The sequence below is a fragment of the Kitasatospora sp. UYEF31 genome, assembly GCF_057291755.1.
The window spans coordinates 44240-61944 of sequence record NZ_JBXAWK010000041.1 but is presented as its reverse complement, the minus strand read 5'-3'; the positions used below and the strand labels follow the sequence as shown (position 1 = coordinate 61944).

The 17705-nt window shown below is 70.5% G+C and carries 16 protein-coding genes, 1 pseudogene and 1 riboswitch; of the genes and pseudogenes, 3 read left to right on the top strand and 14 right to left on the bottom strand.

Annotated elements, in window-relative coordinates:
* Positions 1 to 265 precede the first annotated feature (265 nt).
* Entirely contained in the window at positions 266 to 1222 is a 957-nt protein-coding gene (locus AC0Z36_RS20210; protein WP_485464366.1) for a hypothetical protein, read from the top strand.
* Between the two features lie 63 nt (positions 1223 to 1285).
* Here the strand turns inward: AC0Z36_RS20210 and AC0Z36_RS20205 are convergent.
* A pseudogene (locus tag AC0Z36_RS20205) lies at positions 1286 to 2122 on the bottom strand (acyl-CoA dehydrogenase family protein); the annotation flags it as partial.
* Positions 2123 to 2311: 189 nt separating this feature from the next.
* Positions 2312 to 3436, bottom strand: a complete 1125-nt coding sequence (locus tag AC0Z36_RS20200) for a CaiB/BaiF CoA transferase family protein (protein ID WP_485464365.1) — start codon at positions 3434 to 3436, stop codon at positions 2312 to 2314.
* Between the two features lie 367 nt (positions 3437 to 3803).
* Here AC0Z36_RS20200 and AC0Z36_RS20195 point away from each other — a divergent pair, with 367 nt between their 5' ends.
* Positions 3804 to 5570, top strand: a complete 1767-nt coding sequence (locus tag AC0Z36_RS20195) for an AAA family ATPase (RefSeq protein WP_485464364.1) — start codon at positions 3804 to 3806, stop codon at positions 5568 to 5570.
* Between the two features lie 79 nt (positions 5571 to 5649).
* On the opposite strand, the gene AC0Z36_RS20190 is transcribed toward AC0Z36_RS20195, so the two are convergent.
* The 8 genes from AC0Z36_RS20190 to ribD all read right to left on the bottom strand — a co-directional run bounded on the left by AC0Z36_RS20190 (position 5650) and on the right by ribD (position 12163).
* The gene (locus AC0Z36_RS20190) at positions 5650 to 6099 is read right to left on the bottom strand and encodes a PH domain-containing protein (protein WP_485464363.1); all 450 of its coding nucleotides are present in this window, start codon (positions 6097 to 6099) and stop codon (positions 5650 to 5652) included.
* A gap of 193 nt (positions 6100 to 6292) precedes the next feature.
* A complete protein-coding gene (gene hisG, locus AC0Z36_RS20185; RefSeq protein ID WP_485464362.1) occupies positions 6293 to 7141 on the bottom strand; it encodes an ATP phosphoribosyltransferase in 849 nt (282 codons plus the stop codon).
* Between the two features lie 115 nt (positions 7142 to 7256).
* Complete coding sequence (locus tag AC0Z36_RS20180) at positions 7257 to 7541, bottom strand: phosphoribosyl-ATP diphosphatase (RefSeq protein ID WP_485464361.1); 285 nt, start codon at positions 7539 to 7541, stop codon at positions 7257 to 7259.
* A complete protein-coding gene (gene ribH, locus AC0Z36_RS20175) occupies positions 7538 to 8023 on the bottom strand; it encodes a 6,7-dimethyl-8-ribityllumazine synthase (protein ID WP_485464360.1) in 486 nt (161 codons plus the stop codon). Before ribH ends, AC0Z36_RS20180 begins: the two co-directional genes overlap by 4 nt.
* 132 nt (positions 8024 to 8155) lie before the next feature.
* Complete coding sequence (locus AC0Z36_RS20170) at positions 8156 to 9385, bottom strand: bifunctional 3,4-dihydroxy-2-butanone-4-phosphate synthase/GTP cyclohydrolase II (RefSeq protein WP_485464370.1); 1230 nt, start codon at positions 9383 to 9385, stop codon at positions 8156 to 8158.
* A gap of 89 nt (positions 9386 to 9474) precedes the next feature.
* The gene (locus AC0Z36_RS20165; protein ID WP_485464369.1) at positions 9475 to 10143 is read right to left on the bottom strand and encodes a nicotinamide mononucleotide transporter family protein; all 669 of its coding nucleotides are present in this window, start codon (positions 10141 to 10143) and stop codon (positions 9475 to 9477) included.
* Between the two features lie 5 nt (positions 10144 to 10148).
* Entirely contained in the window at positions 10149 to 10772 is a 624-nt protein-coding gene (locus AC0Z36_RS20160) for a riboflavin synthase (RefSeq protein ID WP_485464359.1), read from the bottom strand.
* A gap of 2 nt (positions 10773 to 10774) precedes the next feature.
* Positions 10775 to 12163 carry a bifunctional diaminohydroxyphosphoribosylaminopyrimidine deaminase/5-amino-6-(5-phosphoribosylamino)uracil reductase RibD gene (gene ribD, locus AC0Z36_RS20155; protein WP_485464358.1) on the bottom strand — a complete coding sequence of 463 codons (1389 nt, stop codon included), beginning with the start codon at positions 12161 to 12163 and terminating at the stop codon, positions 10775 to 10777.
* A 145-nt stretch (positions 12164 to 12308) separates the two neighbouring features.
* A riboswitch (FMN riboswitch) is annotated at positions 12309 to 12455 on the bottom strand.
* 379 nt (positions 12456 to 12834) lie between these two features.
* Here ribD and rpe point away from each other — a divergent pair.
* Complete coding sequence (gene rpe / locus AC0Z36_RS20150; RefSeq protein WP_485464357.1) at positions 12835 to 13521, top strand: ribulose-phosphate 3-epimerase; 687 nt, start codon at positions 12835 to 12837, stop codon at positions 13519 to 13521.
* A gap of 69 nt (positions 13522 to 13590) precedes the next feature.
* Here the strand turns inward: rpe and AC0Z36_RS20145 are convergent, their stop codons facing one another.
* The 4 genes from AC0Z36_RS20145 to def all read right to left on the bottom strand — a co-directional run bounded on the left by AC0Z36_RS20145 (position 13591) and on the right by def (position 17602).
* Positions 13591 to 14328 carry a hypothetical protein gene (locus AC0Z36_RS20145; RefSeq protein ID WP_485464356.1) on the bottom strand — a complete coding sequence of 246 codons (738 nt, stop codon included), beginning with the start codon at positions 14326 to 14328 and terminating at the stop codon, positions 13591 to 13593.
* Between the two features lie 231 nt (positions 14329 to 14559).
* Positions 14560 to 16002 (bottom strand): RsmB/NOP family class I SAM-dependent RNA methyltransferase, encoded by a 1443-nt coding sequence (locus AC0Z36_RS20140; protein WP_485464355.1) that lies wholly within the window; start codon positions 16000 to 16002, stop codon positions 14560 to 14562.
* An 8-nt stretch (positions 16003 to 16010) separates the two neighbouring features.
* Entirely contained in the window at positions 16011 to 16964 is a 954-nt protein-coding gene (gene fmt / locus AC0Z36_RS20135) for a methionyl-tRNA formyltransferase (RefSeq protein WP_485464354.1), read from the bottom strand.
* Between the two features lie 92 nt (positions 16965 to 17056).
* A complete protein-coding gene (gene def / locus AC0Z36_RS20130; RefSeq protein ID WP_485464353.1) occupies positions 17057 to 17602 on the bottom strand; it encodes a peptide deformylase in 546 nt (181 codons plus the stop codon).
* Positions 17603 to 17705: the final 103 nt, after the last annotated feature.

Below are 17705 nucleotides of genomic sequence, written 5' to 3'. Positions count from 1 at the left end.
CGGGACGCTTCGCGCCCGTCGCCTCACGGTGGTGCGGGTCGGGACGCTTCGCGCCCGTCGCCTCACGGTGGTGCGGGTCGGGACGCTTCGCGCCCTCGCCCCCTTGTGGTTCCGCTGGGACACTGTGCGCCCTCGCCTGCCTGCGGGAGGGGCTCCGGGCCCGCACCCGGCCGCGCGGCCCGGAGGTGATTTCCCGTACGGAATCGCCCGGAATTCCCGCCGAATCCGGGGCGCGGCCTGTTATTGGTCGTTACAGTGTGGAGGCATGACGACCGTCGAGCGCGCACCCGCACTGGACCAGCTGGACCGCGCCGTGCTGCGGGTCACCGCACGCGACGACACCTCCCCCGCGCGGGCCCGGCAGATCCGCTGGGTCGCCGGGGAACTGCGCCGGGCACTGGAACGCGAGGACTTCCCCACCGGCTCCGGCGAATCCCTCACCGCACTGCTGTCGGCCACACCCGTGACGGCCTACCTCGACCTCGCCTCCCAGGGCGAACTGCGCACCCGCGCCGCACCCCTGGGCGCCAAGGCCTCCACCAACGCCAGCCTGCGCATCCGCATGGACTGCCTGGAGATCCTCGCCCGCTCCGGCTCGGTGCCCGTGGAACTGCCGCCCCGCCCCGAGATCCCCGAACTCAAAACACCCGTCGGCGCCCGGCAGCGCTCCCTGCTCCAGCAGTGGCTGGAAGCCCACGCCGACAAACCCGCCGCCGACCCGGGCCGGGTTCGGCTGACCGCCCTGGTGGGCGTCGTCCTGGACACCGGGGCCCGCACCGGCGAACTGTGCGCGCTGAAACTGGACGACCTAGGCGAGGACTTCAAGGACATCCGGATCGTCCGCAAACCCCAGGCCCGCTCGGTCAGCGCCGCCGTCACCGAGATCCACAGCCTGTCCGGGCACACCCGCACCGCCCTCAAACACTGGCTCAACGTCCGCGAAGACCTCATCGTGCGCGTCCAGGGCACCGCGACCGCCCTGTGGGTGTCGGTCCGCGGCAACCACGCCGGACTCCTGGACGCCGACGGCCAGGCCCGCCACCGCCCCGCCGGAATGCCCCTGATGCCCCGCGGGCTGGCCCGCGCGTACACCCGCACCGTCGTCCAGCTCAACGCCGAAATGGCCGGCGCCCCCGGCTGGCAGCCGCTGCCGTTCCGCCTGGAACAGCTGCGCCGCGCGGTGGACGCCGTCCCCCAGGAACCAGACGTCCACGAACGGTAACGGTCCCGGGTTCTTGCGGGGCAGGACCCGCCCCGCAGAACCCGGGACCGTCCCGGCGCACGGTCAGCGCAGCAGGTAACGCCCGATCACCATCCGCTGGATCTGATTGGTGCCCTCCACGATCTGCAGCACCTTCGCCTCACGCATATACCGCTCAGCGGGGAAGTCCGCGGTGTAGCCGTAGCCGCCGAGCACCTGCACCGCATCCGTGGTGACCCGCATCGCCGTATCGGTGCACACCAGCTTGGCCATCGCCGCCTCCTTGCCGAACGGACGCCCGGCGTCCCGCAGCCGGGCCGCGGCCAGGTACAGCGCCCGGCCGGCCTCAATGCCCGCCGCCATGTCCGCGATCATGAACTGAATGCCCTGGAAGTCCGCGATCGGCCGCCCGAACTGCCGCCTGCCGCGCGCGTAGTCCACCGCCAGGTCCAACGCCGCCTGCGCCACACCCACCGCGCACGCCGCGATACCCAGCCGGCCCGACTCCAGCGCACACAGTGCGATCTTGAACCCCTCGCCCTCAGCGCCGATCCGCCGACCGGCCCCCACCCGCACCCCGTCCAGGTGCACCTGCGTCGTCGGCGACGACTTCATGCCCATCTTGCGCTCGGGCACCCCGAACGACAGCCCCTCCGCGTCGGCGGGCACCAGGAACACACTGATGCCCTGCGAACCTTCATCAGACGTCCGGGCCATCACCGTGTAGAAGTCCGCCCGCCCGCCGTGGGTGATCCACGCCTTCGAACCCGTCAGGACGTAACCGTCACCGTCGCGCACCGCCCGGGTCGTCAACGCCCCCGCGTCCGAACCCGACGCGGCCTCCGACAGGCAGTACGCGCCCAGCAGACCACCCTCCAGCATCGCCGGAAGAAAACACCCCTGCTGCTCCTCCGTGCCGAACCGCGGGGCCCGGGGTCACCGGAGCCGACAGGAATGGGAGGCAGCACACCGGCCGAGGTTTTCAGCCCGCGCGTGCGCCGATCGTACGGCCGCCGCCCAGTCCACGAAACCGGGACGGCCGAGACCCTCCCCGGCCCCTGGCCACCGGGCCCGGATCACACGGGCCGACCGTACGGGAAACCCGTGACCTCACACGCCCCCCAGGACCCCGTCGGCCGCCAGCCCCGCCGCCTCCTGCGGATCGACACCCCAGGCCGCCAGGACCTCCGGCGACAGCTTCGCCGAGGGCCGCGGGGACTGCGCGGGCGTCCGCGACAGGCGCGGCGCGGCGGCGGGCTGGAGCACCCCGCCGACGGTCGTGTACGTGCCACGCGCCTCGTTGTGGTCGTGCGCCGCGGCCTCGTCCCAGTCCAGGACCGGGGCCACACACGCGTCCGTACCCTCGAACACCGAAGCCCACGCATCCCTCGTACGGGAAGCGAACACCTGCGTGAACCGCTCCCGCAGCGCGGGCCAGCCCGACCGGTCCAACTGCGCCGGAAGCTCCACCGCGTCCAACCCCAGACCGGTCAGCAGCGCCGCGTAGAACTGCGGTTCGATCGCACCCACCGCCACACACCCACCGTCCGCACAGGTGTACGTGTCATAGAACGGCGACCCGGTGTCCAGCAGGTTCGTCCCCACCTCGCCACGCCAGCCGCCCACCGACCGCAAGCCGTGGATGAACGCGCCCAGCACCGCCGAACCGTCGGTCATCGCAGCGTCCACCACCTGTCCCACACCCGAACGCTGCGCCTCGACGAGCGCGGCCAGGATGCCGAACGCGCACATCATCGCGCCGCCGCCGTAGTCGCCGACCAGGTTCAGCGGCGGCACGGGACGCTCACCCCGCCGGGCGAAGGCGTGCAGCACCCCCGAGGTCGCGATGTAGTTGATGTCGTGGCCCGCGCGCTGCGCGAGGGGACCGTCCTGGCCCCAGCCGGTCATCCGCGCGTACACCAGACGCCCGTTACGACCCAGACACACCTCAGGACCCAGGCCCAGGCGTTCGGTGACGCCGGGGCGGAAACCCTCCACCAGCACGTCCGCGTTCCCGGCCAGACGCAGTACGGTCTCCACCCCGGCAGGGGACTTCAGGTCCACCTCCAGCGTGCCCACCCGGCCGCGGCCGACGACCATCTCCGGCGCGCCGGCCGAGCCGAGCCGGTCGACGCGCAGCACCTGCGCGCCGTGGTCGGCCAGCATCATCCCCACGAAGGGCCCCGGGCCGATGCCCGCGAGCTCGACGACTTTGATCCCCGCCAGTGCGCCCATGACGTCCCGCCTCCAAACATTCAAGGCGTACGGAAGCCGTGACCCGGCCGGGTCTGCTCACTCTCAGCAGCCGCGACCGGGGTCCGTTCCCCGTACGTTTCGGATCTTCGCGGCCAGTGGAGCGCCTGACGGCGCATCACGCAATGCCCGGCGGGTGGCTTGTTCCGATTCGTCCGGCTCGTACTTGACCAAGTGAACTGCTTAGCCCCTGTGGACGTCACCGCGTCTCGGTACGATGCGCGTGTCGCCGCGAACACCAAGGGTGAGCGCACGCGGCACCGGGACACCAGGAGGGGGCGAAGCGGTGGGTCGGACCGAACGCGCAGCACATACCGGAAGCCCGGCCGAACTGGCCTGGCTCCGCGGCATGGACGCATACACCTGCGGCGCCTATCTCAAGGCCGAGACGCAGTTCCGCGCAGCCGTGGAGCGCGACCCGACGATGGCCGACGCCTGGCTGGGGCTGCACGCCCTCAAAGCCGACGTCCCCACCGCGGTCGTGGCGATGTACACGCACCGGGAGCACTTCGGGGAGATGCGCCGCAAATGGCAGCGTCCACTGAACTCGTGGTACTGGCTGGGGTGGTGGGTCCAGCTCGTCCTGGAGACCCCCCGCGACCTGGCGCTCGCGCACGCCTCGCACTGGCTCGACGGGCAACACCTGCCCGAGCTCGACGCCGCACTGGCCACGTGCCCCGACCCCGTGCAGGACCCGGCGACACGCTTCCTGCACGCATGCCGGGCCTACCTGACCAAGGACTGGGAGAACCTGCTGCGGCACACCACCGGACTGGACGACGACCCACTCCTGGGGGTGGAGGCCGGACTGTTCGCCGGCATGGCCCGGGTGCGGCTGGGGCTGTACGGCAAGGCCGAGCACGTCCTGGCCACCGCCCTGTCCCGGTGCCGCTCCGAGCACCCGCAGCGCAAGGAACTGCGCTACTGGCTGGCCCGCGCGCTGGAGGAGACCGGGCGCGGCTCCGCCGCGCTGCCGCTGTACCGCTCGGTGCACCTGGCCGACCCCGCGTTCATGGACACCACCGTGCGCCTGGCCGCGCTGGCCGCAGACGTCCCCGACGACCCGGCCGACGACTGGGACCACAACCCCACCGGCACCGTCCCCCTGCCGGTCGTCGACACCCTCTCCCCACCCGGCCGACCCGCGACCGCACCACAACAGCGCCCCACCGCCACGGTGTCCTCCGCACAACCCGCGCCGGACCCCGCCGCGGCCGAACGCACCGCACCGCTGCCGGCGGGCACCGCCGACCGGCCCCGCACCGACCATCTGACCGTCGTCCTGGCAGAGCTTGAGGCGATGGTCGGGCTCGACCCGGTCAAACAACAGGTCCGCGCACTGTCCGCGCAGATGCGCATGGCCAAACACCGCGCCGACCAGGGCCTGGCCGCACCGCAGCCCAAACGGCACTTCGTGTTCTCCGGCCCCTCCGGCACCGGGAAGACCACCGTCGCCCGACTGCTCGGCCGGGTGTTCGCCGCCCTGGGCCTGCTGGACACCGACCGTCTCATCGAAGCCCAACGCTCCGACCTGGTCGGCGAATACCTCGGCCAGACCGCGGTCAAGACCAACGAGCTCATCGACCAGGCCATCGGCGGGGTCCTGTTCATCGACGAGGCCTACGCCCTGGCGAACACCGGCTACGCCAAAGGCGACGCGTACGGAGACGAGGCACTCCAGGTCCTGCTCAAGCGGGCCGAGGACGACCGCGACCGCCTGGTGATCATCCTCGCCGGGTACCCCGAGGGCATGGACCGGCTCCTGGCCGTCAACCCCGGTCTGACGTCCCGGTTCACCACCCGGGTGGAGTTCCCGTCCTACTCCGCCGAGGAGCTCGCGCGCATCGCCGAGACGACCGCGGAGGCCGCCGGGGACTGCTGGGACGACGACTCCGCGGCGGAACTGCGGTCCATCACCGCCCACGTGATCGAACAGGGCTGGGTCGACGAACTGGGCAACGCCCGGCTGGTGCGCACGCTGTACGAGAAGTGCTGCACGTACCGCGATGTGCGCCTGGTGGACCTCAGGGCCGACCCGACGCGGGAGGACCTCACGACGCTGCGCCTGTCGGACCTGCTGCAGGCCTACGGGGAAGTGGCCGGGGACAGGTTCTGACGTATTCACGCAAGACGTATTCGTACCGAAGGCCGCCGGGCGGTCGTCCGGCGGCCTTCCGTACAGCGTCGCGAATGTCTCAGTGCCCGGCTGCGGTGCCGTGCTTCTCCACCAGGTCCCGAAGCTCCCCCGCGTCCTTGATGGCCTGGTCCTTGCCGTTGGACACCTGGATGCCCATCGCCGCGACGGTGTCGCCGTCGGACAGGTCCAGGAACACCCACGGGTCGCCCTCCCGCAGGTAGACGCGCACGATCTGCGCCCACTCCAGTTGGTGACTGGACACCAGGTTGACGACCCGCACCCCGGCGGCGTCCGCCGTGACGCTGGGCCGTCCCAGCACCAGCAGGAACGCCGCCACCGCCGCGCCGGTGACCACCACGCCCAGCTTCGACGCGAGACTCCAGCCCGGCGAAGGCAGCGCCACCGCCATCACCACGCACCCGCCGAAGCACACCGCCGCGGCACTGCGGGTGACCAGTCGGCTGCGCTTGGCGTGCCAGGTGCGGGGAAGGACGGCGGGGGTGCTCATACAGCTCCGGTGCGGTGAAAGAGGGACCCCCTCCAGGCGACGGAGCGCAGCGGGGGAGCGCGTCCAAAGGACGCGGCTTGGCCGGGCGACGCGCGGGCGCCGAGCGGCCCAGGAACGCCGGCGACGGACGTGCACCTCCCGGACGGGGGCTGGGGGGAGGGAGGAGGACGCCCACGCTCGGAGCCCGGGATTACTACAGTCGGCAGGCGTGGATGTTGGTCGTCAGGATCGCGCGCGCGCCCAAGTCGTACAGCTCGTCCATGATGCGCTGCGAGTCGCGGCTCGGGACCATCGACCGAACGGCCACCCAGCCCTCGTGGTGCAGCGGCGACACGGTCGGCGACTCCAGGCCCGGGGTCAGCGCGACGGCCTTCTCGACGTGCTCGACCCGGATGTCGTAGTCCATCATCACGTAGCGGCGGGCCACCAGGACGCCCTGCAGACGGCGCAGGAACGTGCCGACCTTCGGGTCGTCGGCGTCCGCGCCGACACGGCGGATCACCACGGCCTCCGACTCCATGATCGGCTCGCCGATCACTTCGAGCCCGGCGTTGCGCAGTGACGTGCCGGTCTCCACCACGTCGGCGATGATCTGCGCGACACCCAGCTCGATGGCGGTCTCCACCGCGCCGTCCAAGTGGACGACCGAAGCGTCGACGCCGTTGTCGGCCAGGTGCTTGGCCACCACGCCTTCGTACGAGGTCGCGATCGTCATGCCGCCGAAGTCCTCGACGCCGTTCGCGGTGCCGGGGCGGGTCGCGTAGCGGAACGTGGAGCGGGCGAAGCCCAGTTGCAGGATCTCCTCGGCGGCCACGCCGGAGTCGAGCAGCAGGTCACGCCCGGTGATGCCGATGTCCAGACGCCCGGAGGACACGTAGATCGCGATGTCCCGGGGGCGCAGGTAGAAGAACTCGACCTGGTTGTCGACGTCGACCAGGACCAGTTCCTTGGACTCCTTGCGCTGCCGGTAGCCGGCCTCATGGAGCATCGCCGACGCAGGTCCGGACAGTGCACCCTTGTTCGGGACGGCGATGCGCAGCATGCGGTGCTTCCTTACGCGAAAAGGTACGGATCGGGTACCGGTCTACCAGGTGCGGGCGCGGCTGCGCCCCGGCTGCCGGATGGCGAGACGGGGCACTGCGCCTTGCCCGGTTTGTTCAGAGGTGAGCGTATACGTCCTTGAGGGTGATCCCGCGGGCCACCATCATCACCTGGAGGTGGTAGAGCAGCTGGGAGATCTCCTCGGCCAGTTCCTCGTCGGTCTCGTACTCGGCTGCGGTCCAGACCTCGGCGGCCTCTTCGACGACCTTCTTGCCGATGGCGTGGACGCCGGCGGTCACCAGTTCGACGGTGCGGGAGCCGGGGGTGCCGGCCGCGGCCTTGGCCTGCAGTTCGCCGAACAACTGCTCGAAGGTCTTCAACGTCGCGTCCTTTGTGCTCATCTTGATGGTTCCGCCACTTTACGCAGGGTCATCGCGGTGGCCACCGCCGCCTGCGCGGCCTGCTGCCCCTTGTCCTCGAACGAGCCTTCGATTCCGGCGCGGTCCAGGGCCTGCTGTTCGGTGTCGCAGGTCAGGACGCCGAAGCCGACGGGGACGCCGGAGTCCAGCGACACCCGCAGGAGTCCGTCGGTGGCGGCCGCGCACACGTACTCGAAGTGGGGTGTCCCACCACGGATGACCACGCCCAGCGCCACGACCGCGTCGTAGCCGTTGGCGGCGAGGGACTTCGCGACGACGGGCAGTTCGAACGCGCCGGGGACGCGGACGACGGTGGGGTCGTCGACGCCCATTTCGGACAGGGCCTTGAGGGCGCCTGTGAGCAGGCCGTCCATGACCTGGGTGTGCCACAGGGCGGCGACGACGCCCACCTTCAGGGCGTGGCAGTCCTCGACGGTGAGCTCGGGGGCTCCGGAACCGCTCATGCGCTTTTCTTCCTTCGTGCAGGCCGGTTTTTTCGTACGGTCCGGTTGCGGACGGTCCGGTTGCGGACGGTCAGCCGGCGGGGTTTCGTGCAGCGGGGGTTTCGTGCAGCGGGGTTTTTCAGGCCGTACGGGTCACTCGCCGGCCGCGGCCGGCAGCCACGGCAGGTCGTGCCCCATGCGGTCACGCTTGGTCATGAGGTAGCGCAGGTTGTCGGAGGTGGCGTGGACCGGCAGCGCCTCACGGCCCAGTATTTCCAGCCCGTAGCCCTCAAGGCCGGCGCGCTTGGCCGGGTTGTTGGTCAGCAGGCACATGGATTCGACGCCGAGGTCGGTGAGGATCTGCGCGCCGGTGCCGTAGTCGCGGGCGTCGGCGGGCAGGCCCAGTTCGAGGTTGGCGTCGACGGTGTCGGCGCCGGCGTCCTGCAGCTGGTAGGCCTGTAGTTTGTGGATCAGCCCGATGCCGCGGCCCTCGTGTCCGCGCATGTACAGGACGACGCCGCGGCCCTCCTTGGCGATACGGGCCAGGGACGCGTCCAGTTGGGGGCCGCAATCACAGCGCAGTGAGCCGAAGACGTCGCCGGTGAGGCATTCGGAGTGGACGCGCACCAGGACGTCCCGGCCGTCGGTGAGGTCCCCGTACACCAGGGCGACGTGCTCGATGCCGTCGACGAGGCTGCGGTAGCCCACCGCCTGGAACACCCCGTGCGTGGTGGGCATCCGGGTGGACGCCTCCTGCACGACGGTGCGCTCGGTGCGGCGGCGGTAGGCGATGAGGTCGGCGATGGACACGATCTTCAGGCCGTGCCGGCGGGCGAACGGCACCAGCTGCGGCAAGCGCAGCATCTCGCCGTCGTCGCCGGCGATCTCCACGATCGCCGCGGCGGGGCGCAGCCCGGCCAGGCGGGCCAGGTCCACACCGGCCTCGGTGTGCCCGGCGCGCACCAGGACCCCGCCGGACTTCGCGCGCAGCGGGAAGATGTGCCCGGGGCGGACGAAGTCCGTCGACAGGCTGCCCCCGGCGGCCAGCAACCGCAGTGTCGCGGCCCGGTCGGAGGCGGAGATGCCGGTGCTGACGCCGTGGTCGGCGGTGGCGTCCACCGAGACGGTGAACGCGGTGCGCATCGACTCGGTGTTGTGGTCGACCATCTGCGGCAGGTCCAGACGGTCGAGGTCGTCCTCTTCCATGGGCGCGCAGATCAGGCCGCGGCACTGGGTCATCATGAACGCCACCGTCGAGGTGGTGATCAGTTCGGCGGCGACGATGAGGTCGCCCTCGTTCTCGCGGTCCTCGTCGTCCACGACGACGATGGGGCGTCCGGCGGCGATCTCGGCGATGGCCTCCTCGATGCTGTCCAGCGTCAGGTCGCCGGCCGCGTCGCCTGCGCCGACGGCCCCGTCATCGACCGTGACGACCGTGGTGGCGGCGGTCTGGGTCAGGTCCTCGGTGATGCTCACGCACCGGCTCCTTCCATGGCGCGCGGGTGCGCGGCTGAGTCCTGCTGTGCCTTGTTCTTGTTCGACCGCTTCCACCAGTCCCACATCCCGAGCAGGACCAGTGCCCCGTACACCACGTAGACGAGTCCGGAGAACGGCAGTCCGCTGGTGAACGCCAGCCGCACGCCGACCACGTCGACCAGCGCCCAGGCGAACCAGAACTCCACCCAGCCGCGGGCCTGCGCGACCATCGCCACCAGGGTGCCGACGAAGATGTACGCGTCCGGCCACGGGTTCCACGACAGCTTCGGGAACGCCGTGAACAGCCAGCCCACCAGGAGCGTGCCGACCACGCCGCCCAGCAGGAGCAGCCCGCGTTCCTTCCACGTGGCGAAGCGGATCTCCAGTTCGCCGCCGTGGCCGGCCCTTTGGTGCTGCCACTGCCGCCAGCCCCACAGGGCCACGCTGATGACCAGGAGCTGCTTGCCGACGCCGCCGGTCAGGTTCACGTGGTAGTACGCGGCGACCAGGATCACCCCGGAGACGAACTGCGCGGGCCAGGTCCATATGGAGCGGCGCCAGCCCAGCGCCAGCGCGACCAGGCCCATCGTGTTGCCGACCATGTCGGACCAGATGACCTTCTGTCCGAAGGCTTCGAAGGCCTGGCTGTTGAGGCTGTCCAGGATTGCGTTCACGCCGCCGTCTCCGTAGTGCCCCGCGCACCGAGCATCCGCTCGACGTACTTGGCGATCACGTCCACTTCGAGGTTCACCGGATCGCCCACCGCCGCCGCGCCCAGCGTCGTCAGCGCCAGGGTGGTGGGGATGAGGCTGACGGTGAACCAGTCGGCCCCGGCCTCCACGACCGTGAGGCTGACGCCGTCCACCGTGACCGAGCCCTTGTCGACGACATACCGCGACAGGTGCGCAGGAAGGGCGACGCGCACGATCTCCCAGTGCTCGCCGGGGATGCGCTCCAGTACGGTGCCCACCCCGTCGACGTGCCCCTGCACCAGGTGCCCACCGAGCCGTCCGCCCAGTTCCATCGGGCGCTCCAGGTTCACCCTCGACCCGGGCGCCAGGACGCCCAGCGACGACTTGTCGAGCGTCTCGGCCATCACGTCGGCGGTGAACTGCGCCAGCTCCGGGTCGACCTTGTCGTCCACGACCGTCAGACACACCCCGTTGACCGCGATCGAGTCACCGTGCCGCGCGCCGACGGTCACCTGCGGCCCGCGGATCGTCAGCCGGGCCGAGTCCCCCATCGGTTCCACGGCGACGACCTCGCCGAGCTCCTCCACGATTCCGGTGAACATGTCTACTCCTTGACCAGTACAGGACGGGCAGTGATGCGGATATCAGGGCCGAGCCGCGTGACATCGTCGATGTCCAGACGCAACGCCGCGGCGATAGTGCCGATTCCGGCGGGCCCCAGGACAGCGGGCCCGGCGCCCAGGAACGCGGGCGCGAGATAGCCGACGACGGTGTCGACCAGACCCGCGGCGACGAACGCCCCCGCGAGGGTCGGACCGCCCTCAAGCAGCACCGAACGGACCCCGCTCCGGTAGAGCTCGGCGAGCAACGCGTGCAGGTCAAGGCCGCTTTCGGTGCGCGGCAGGACGACGATCCGTGCGTACGGGGCCAGATGCGCGGCGTCGGCGTCCCCGCCCACCGCGATCAACGTCGGCGCGGCGCCGTCCAGGACCCGCGAGCCGCGCTTGGTGCGGGCGTGGGTGTCGACGACCACCCGCAGGGGCTGTGTAACTCCGGCTCCAAGCAGGGGCTGTGTAACTCCGGCTCCAAGCAGGGGCGTCATCCTCACATCTCCGTCGCTGCGCTCCGGAGCTGTTCGGCGCCCCTGCGTCGCCGGAAGGACTGCGTCCTGCGGACGCGCTCCCTCGCTGCGCTCAGTCGCCCCAAGCGCGGGTGCCCTCATCGTGTCCCCGTCGCTGCGCTCGGCCGCTGTTCGGCGCCCCTGCGTCGCCGGAAGGACTGCGTCCTGCGGACGCGCTCCCTCGCTGCGCTCAGTCGCCCCAAGCTCGGGCGCCCCGTGGGGGGCCCGTACGGCCAGGTGGGGGTCGTCGGACTGCTGCGTGCCGGAACCCACCACCACCGCGTCGACGGTCGAGCGCAGCCGGTGCACGTCCGCGCGGGACTCGGGGGAGGTGATCCAGCGGCTGGTGCCGTCGGCCGCCGCACTGCGTCCGTCGAGGGTCGCGGCGTACTTCCAGGTGACGTGGGGGCGGCCCAGGCGCACGGCGGTCAGCCAGACCTCGTTGACCTGGGCGGCTTCTGCCTCCAGGACGCCTCGGATGACGTCGACCCCGACGCGGCGCAGCACCTCGGCGCCGCCGGCGGCCTGCGGATCGGGGTCGGACACCGCGTAGACCACTCGGCTGACGCCCGCGTCGAGCAGTGCCAGGGTGCAGGGGCCGGTACGCCCGGTGTGGTTGCAGGGCTCCAGGGTGACCACCGCGGTGCCGCCACGGGCGCTGTCGCCCGCCTGGGCCAGGGCGCCGACCTCGGCGTGCGGGCCGCCGGCGACGGCGTGGAAGCCCTCGCCGACGATGCTGCCGTGTATGTCCAGGACGACGCAGCCCACGACCGGGTTGGGGCTGGTGGCACCGGCCCCGCGTGCGGCCAGCGCGACGGCGCGGCGCATGGCGTCGGCGTACGGCTGGGGGGTGCTGCTCCCAACGGCGGCCATCTCGGGCGTCTCCTCGCGTCGTGGTGACGACACGCGGCCCGGGGGTGCGCAAAACGGGGAGGCGGAAGCAGACGGTCCGGTCTGTGCGGCGAGCCCGCTGGAGACGGGCACAGGAGTGCCCGGGCATGCCGCAGTGAACCGACCGCCGCGCGCTGCCTCCCATCCGGACTTTAACCGTCGGTACCGGAGTTCCACCGGTTCAGCCGACCGCTCCTCGAAGGGGTTTCGAGTCGCAGTCGGGTCGCGGACTATTACCGCCGGCTCGGAATTTCACCGACCCCGGAGCGCGCGTACGTCTTATGCGTACAACTTGCAGTGTGCCATGACCGGCAGTCGTCGCGTTCTTCCCAGGGCTGTGTGGTCCATCACCCAGGGTGCGTGTTCGTCACCCCTGGATATCTGACGCACTATCAGCTACCGGGCTCCAAGCGCAGGCGTCATCCTCCTGTCGCCTTCGCTTCGCCCAGTCACCAGTCGGCGCAGAGGGCACCTCCCGGACGGAGCCTGGGGAGCGTCACCCGGTCGGGCCGCGGCACCCGCCGAGCTTCGCCGGCTCCTTCGCTGCGCTCCCCCGCTGTCGCCCGGTCGCCGCACAGTGGTGCGACTGAGGCACTGTGCCTCCCCCACCGCCCCGACTGTGGGCACCCGTGCGGACGTGGGATTCTGTGCGCATGGCCGTGCAGATCAACCCCAGCATCCTGTCTTCGGACTTCGCCCGCCTTGCCGACGAAGCCGCGACAGCCTCCAACGCCGACTGGCTCCACGTCGACGTCATGGACAACCACTTCGTGCCCAACCTGACCTTGGGCCTGCCGGTGGTCGAAAGCCTCCTCAAGGCGACCGACACCCCCCTCGACTGCCACCTCATGATCAACGACCCCGACCGGTGGGCCCCGCAGTACGCCGAAGCCGGCGCGCGCTCGGTCACCTTCCACGTCGAGGCCGCCGCCGCCCCCGTACGCCTGGCCCGCAACCTGCGCGCCCTGGGCGCCAGGTCGTCGATGGCGCTCAAACCGGCCACGCCCATCGAACCGTACGAGGACCTGCTCCCCGAACTCGACATGCTGCTGGTCATGACCGTGGAGCCCGGCTTCGGCGGGCAGAGCTTCCTCGACATCATGCTTCCCAAGATCCGCCGCACCCGGCAGCTCATCGACAAGCACGGCCTGGAGATGTGGCTGCAGGTCGACGGCGGCGTGTCCGCGTCCACCATCGAGCAGTGCGCGGACGCCGGGGCGGACGTGTTCGTCGCCGGCTCCGCGGTGTTCGACGGACGCGACCCGAACGCGGCGATCGACAAACTACGGGCGCTGGCGGAGGCTTCCACCGGTAAGGCCTCCTGGGCCTGCAAACACTGACGCCATGACGATCCTGGCGTTCCCGGGGCACTGTGACCACCACGGGCCCGCCCGCAAACGCCAGGATCATTACAGGCACACATGACTCGCAGAACCCTCCGACTCCCACACCGACACGCCCTCGTCCCGCACCGGCCGCTCCAGCCACCCCCGGAACACCAGCGCCACCACCAGCACCGCGAACATCGCCACCAGGTGCTCCCGGCCCGCCAGGTTCGGCTTGACGATCACTTCGACGATCATCGCCACCCAGATGAGACCGAAGACAACCCAGCCCCTCCGCACCAGGGCGATCGCGACAACCAACGCCACCACCGCAGCCGACGGGCCGGTGTCCAGGATGTACCGGGCCTTCTCACCGATACCCAGCCAGTGGTCCTCGCCCAGAGCGATCATCGGCCGCGCGGAGAACGTCCCGAACACCGTCGCCACATACGCCAGCACCACCGTGCGCAGCCGGCCGAACGTCAGCTCGGCCAGCCCGAACACCAAAAACACCTGCGCCAGCGCACCCCACACTGGCAGATCCGGCGCCGGGACGAACAACGACAACGGCGTACGGACCAGCGCCTCCCACACCGGCAGCTCCGCGCGCACCCCGCCGACCGCGTGGATGAACCGGCCGGCGCCCTCGACCTTCCACAGCAACCAGAAGCCGAGCGTCAAAAACATCGACAGTACGGTGAACGGGACCGCCCCGAGCCCCCGCCCGCGCAGCCGCGCCCACGGTACGGCGAACAGACGCCGGCCCTCGGACCGGAGATACCCACGAGCGGTGGCGGGGCGCGGCGGTGGACCTACGGACATGCGGCGCCTCCCAGGAAGTGATCACTCATCCCGGCCGGTATGCCCGAATTCTCAATGTTTGAGACGCGACATAGGCCACATAATCACCAACGGCCCCGTCCGAGGCTCCCCACCCGCACAACCGGCGGCCGTCCACACTGCCCACCCACACCAACGGCTGCCGCGCAGTACGCACCCACACGAACGACGGCCGCGCAGTACGCACGACCGCCGTCCAATCAACCCCGGAGGCTACTTCTTGCGCAGCAGCGCGAAGTACATCGCGTCCGTCCCGTGCAGGTGCGGCCACAGCTGCAGGTCCGGTCCTTCACCCAGGTCCGGGACACCGGGCAGCAACTCGCGGGCGTCCACCCACTCCACATCGAACTCCCCGGCCCGCAGGACGTCGTCCACCACCATGCGCGTCTCAGCCACGTGCGGCGAGCACGTCACGTACGCCACCAGACCACCGGGACGGGCCGACACCAGCGCACTGTGCAGGAGGTCCCGCTGCAGCGAACCCAGACCCACCACATCGTCAGGGCGGCGACGCCACCGCGACTCCGGACGACGACGCAACGCCCCCAGACCGCTGCACGGAACATCCGCGACGACCCGGTCGAACTCCTCGGGCCTCCACGGCGGCTGCGTGCCGTCCGCACACACCACCTGGTGCTTCGTCTCACGGCCCAGCGCATTACGCACCAGACGCGCCCGGTGCTGCCTGGGCTCACACGCCACCAGTCGCGCGTCACGCCCGTCGGCCAGCGCCGCGAGCAACGCCGCCTTGCCGCCCGGGCCCGCACACAGGTCCAACCACTCCGCGTCACGGCCCTCCACCGGCGCGTTCGCCAGCGCAGCGGCGATCAGCTGACTGCCCTCGTCCTGCACACCGGCCCGACCGTTGCGCACCAGCGCGATCGCACCCGGGTCACCTTCAGGCCAGATCGCCGCGTACGGCGACCAACGGCCCGGCTTCGCGCCGACCGCGTACAACTCATCCACATCGGACCGCCCCGGCCGGGCCACCAGCGTGATCGCCGGCGGCACGTTGTCCGCCGCCAGCAACGCGTTGATCGCAGCCCGGTCGTTGGGCATACCCCGCGCACCCAGCGCGTCCCACATCGCCGAAACGATCCAGCGCGGATGCGAGTGCACCACCGAAAGATGCCCCTCGGGGTCCTCCTCCCACGACGGCGCGACCCGCTCCACCCAAGTGTCCAGGTCGTACGCGCCCACCTTGCGCAACACCGCGTTGACGAACTTCGCCCGCCCGTCACCCAGCACACCGCGCGCCAGCTCCACCGTCTCGGACACCGCCGCGTGCGTGGGGATACGCATCGACAGCAACTGGTGCGCGCCCAGACACAGAACATCCATCACCGGCGGGTCGATCTCACCCAGCGGCCGGTCCACACAACGCTCAATGATCGCGTCGTACGTGCCCTGCCGACGCAGCGTGCCGTTGACCAGCTCAGTGGCCAAAGCCGCGTCCCGGCCCTCCAGCTTCCGCTCCCGCAACAACCCCGGCAGCACCAGGTTGGCGTACGCGTCCTTCTCCGCCACCTGCCGCAGCACGTGGAACGCGGTCACCCGCACCCGGTCCGGCTTCGGCCGCCGGTGCGGCCGCGCGGGACTCTTGCCACCGGTGGACGGCTTACTGGGGCCACTGGTGGCTGGCTTGCTGGCGTTCACGTGCTGAGTCACTCCGTACCGTCGTTTTCATCGTTCTCGAACTTCTCACCGGACTCCGGACGCACACCGCGCGCCCAGTCCGTCGCCGCCATCATCCGCTTGCCCTGCGCCTTGACCTCAGTCAACTCCACCGCATGACTGCCGGTACCCACCCGGACGGACTTCTTCTCCACCACGATCACCCCCGGCGCCAGAGAATCATCCCCCGGCACAGGACGCACGGGACCGAGCTTGACCCGCTCACCGCGGAACACCGTCCACGCACCCGGCGCCGGACTGCAACCCCGTACAAGACGGTCCACCCGCAGCGCCGGATGCGACCAGTCGACCATCGCGTCCGCCACCGTGATCTTCGGGGCCAGCGACACCCCGTCGAGCGACTGCGCATGCGCCACCAGCGTGCCGTCCGCGATGCCGTCCACCGTCGCCACCAGCAAACGCGCACCCGACACCGAAAGCCGCGCCAGCAGGTCACCCGAAGTGTCCGTCGAGCGGACCTCCTCCGTCACCGACCCGTACACCGGACCCGAATCCAGCCCCCGCTCGATCAGGAACGTCACCGCACCGGTGATGTCGTCACCCGCCATCACCGAATGCTGCACCGGGGCCGCCCCACGCCACGCCGGAAGCAGCGAGAAGTGCAGATTCACCCACCCGTGCGCCGGGACATCCAACGCCACCTCGGGCAGCAGCGCACCGTACGCCACGACCGGACAACAGTCCGGCGCGATCTCCCGCAACCTCGCCAGGAAGTCCTCATCACGCGGCTTGACCGGCTTCAGCACCTCGATGCCGGCCTCGGCCGCCCGCTGCGCCACCGGGCTGGGAACCAGCTTGCGCCCACGCCCCGCCGGAGCGTCTGGCCGCGTGACCACCGCGACAACCTCGTGCTTGTCAGAGGCCAACAGGGCCTCCAGCGCCGGAACGGCGACTTCAGGCGTGCCCGCGAAGACCAGACGCATCGAGAGGGGAAACCTTTCAACCAGAAGGGGAAGTACGGAAAGACTGCTGCCCGACGCCTGACCACAGCGTGCGGTCTACTGCGCGCGGTGCTTCAAAGTGCCCTGCCGAACGTCGAATGCGGCGACACCTTCACCTGCGGCGCGGACTGACCCAGCCACCCCGCCTCACGGATCGCCCGCATCGCCGACTTGCGCTGCTCGCGGTCGAGCCGGTCGATGAACATCACACCGTCCAGATGGTCGGTCTCGTGCTGGATGCACCGCGACAGCAACTGCGTGCCCTCGATCTCCACCGGCTCGCCGAACTCGTTGAACCCCTTGGCGACCACCCCGTACGCACGCTTCGTGTCGTACTGCAGACCCGGCAGCGACAGGCAGCCCTCCGGGCCGTCCTGCTCATCGTCGGACAGGTCCAGGTCCGGATTGATCAGATGCCCCAGCACACCGTCCACGTGGTACGTGAACACCCGCAGGAGCACACCGATCTGCGGCGCCGCCAGGCCCGCACCAGGAGCGTCCCGCATCGTCTCGCCCAGGTCCTTGACCAGGTTGCGCAGTTCCTTGTCGAACACCGTCACCGGCTCCGCCTTGGTACGCAGCACAGGATCGCCGAACAGGCGGATGGGCTGGATGGCCACGGTGGGAGCTCCCGTTCAATCAAACAACGTCAGTCAACGGCCCGCGGACCCACGTCCGCTCCGCCAAAGACGCCAGTCTACCGACGGCGGCGGGTACGGACTC

Excerpts from the sequence above, each read along its gene's own strand:
- AC0Z36_RS20210 (WP_485464366.1), top strand. The coding sequence starts at position 266 with ATGACGACCGTCGAGCGCGCACCCGCACTGGACCAGCTGGACCGCGCC.
- AC0Z36_RS20200 (WP_485464365.1), bottom strand. The coding sequence starts at position 3,436 with ATGGGCGCACTGGCGGGGATCAAAGTCGTCGAGCTCGCGGGCATCGGC.
- AC0Z36_RS20195 (WP_485464364.1), top strand. The coding sequence starts at position 3,804 with ATGGACGCATACACCTGCGGCGCCTATCTCAAGGCCGAGACGCAGTTC.
- AC0Z36_RS20190 (WP_485464363.1), bottom strand. The coding sequence starts at position 6,099 with ATGAGCACCCCCGCCGTCCTTCCCCGCACCTGGCACGCCAAGCGCAGC.
- hisG (WP_485464362.1), bottom strand. The coding sequence starts at position 7,141 with ATGCTGCGCATCGCCGTCCCGAACAAGGGTGCACTGTCCGGACCTGCG.
- AC0Z36_RS20180 (WP_485464361.1), bottom strand. The coding sequence starts at position 7,541 with ATGAGCACAAAGGACGCGACGTTGAAGACCTTCGAGCAGTTGTTCGGC.
- ribH (WP_485464360.1), bottom strand. The coding sequence starts at position 8,023 with ATGAGCGGTTCCGGAGCCCCCGAGCTCACCGTCGAGGACTGCCACGCC.
- AC0Z36_RS20160 (WP_485464359.1), bottom strand. The coding sequence starts at position 10,772 with ATGTTCACCGGAATCGTGGAGGAGCTCGGCGAGGTCGTCGCCGTGGAA.
- ribD (WP_485464358.1), bottom strand. The coding sequence starts at position 12,163 with ATGGCCGCCGTTGGGAGCAGCACCCCCCAGCCGTACGCCGACGCCATG.
- rpe (WP_485464357.1), top strand. The coding sequence starts at position 12,835 with ATGGCCGTGCAGATCAACCCCAGCATCCTGTCTTCGGACTTCGCCCGC.
- AC0Z36_RS20145 (WP_485464356.1), bottom strand. The coding sequence starts at position 14,328 with ATGTCCGTAGGTCCACCGCCGCGCCCCGCCACCGCTCGTGGGTATCTC.
- fmt (WP_485464354.1), bottom strand. The coding sequence starts at position 16,964 with ATGCGTCTGGTCTTCGCGGGCACGCCTGAAGTCGCCGTTCCGGCGCTG.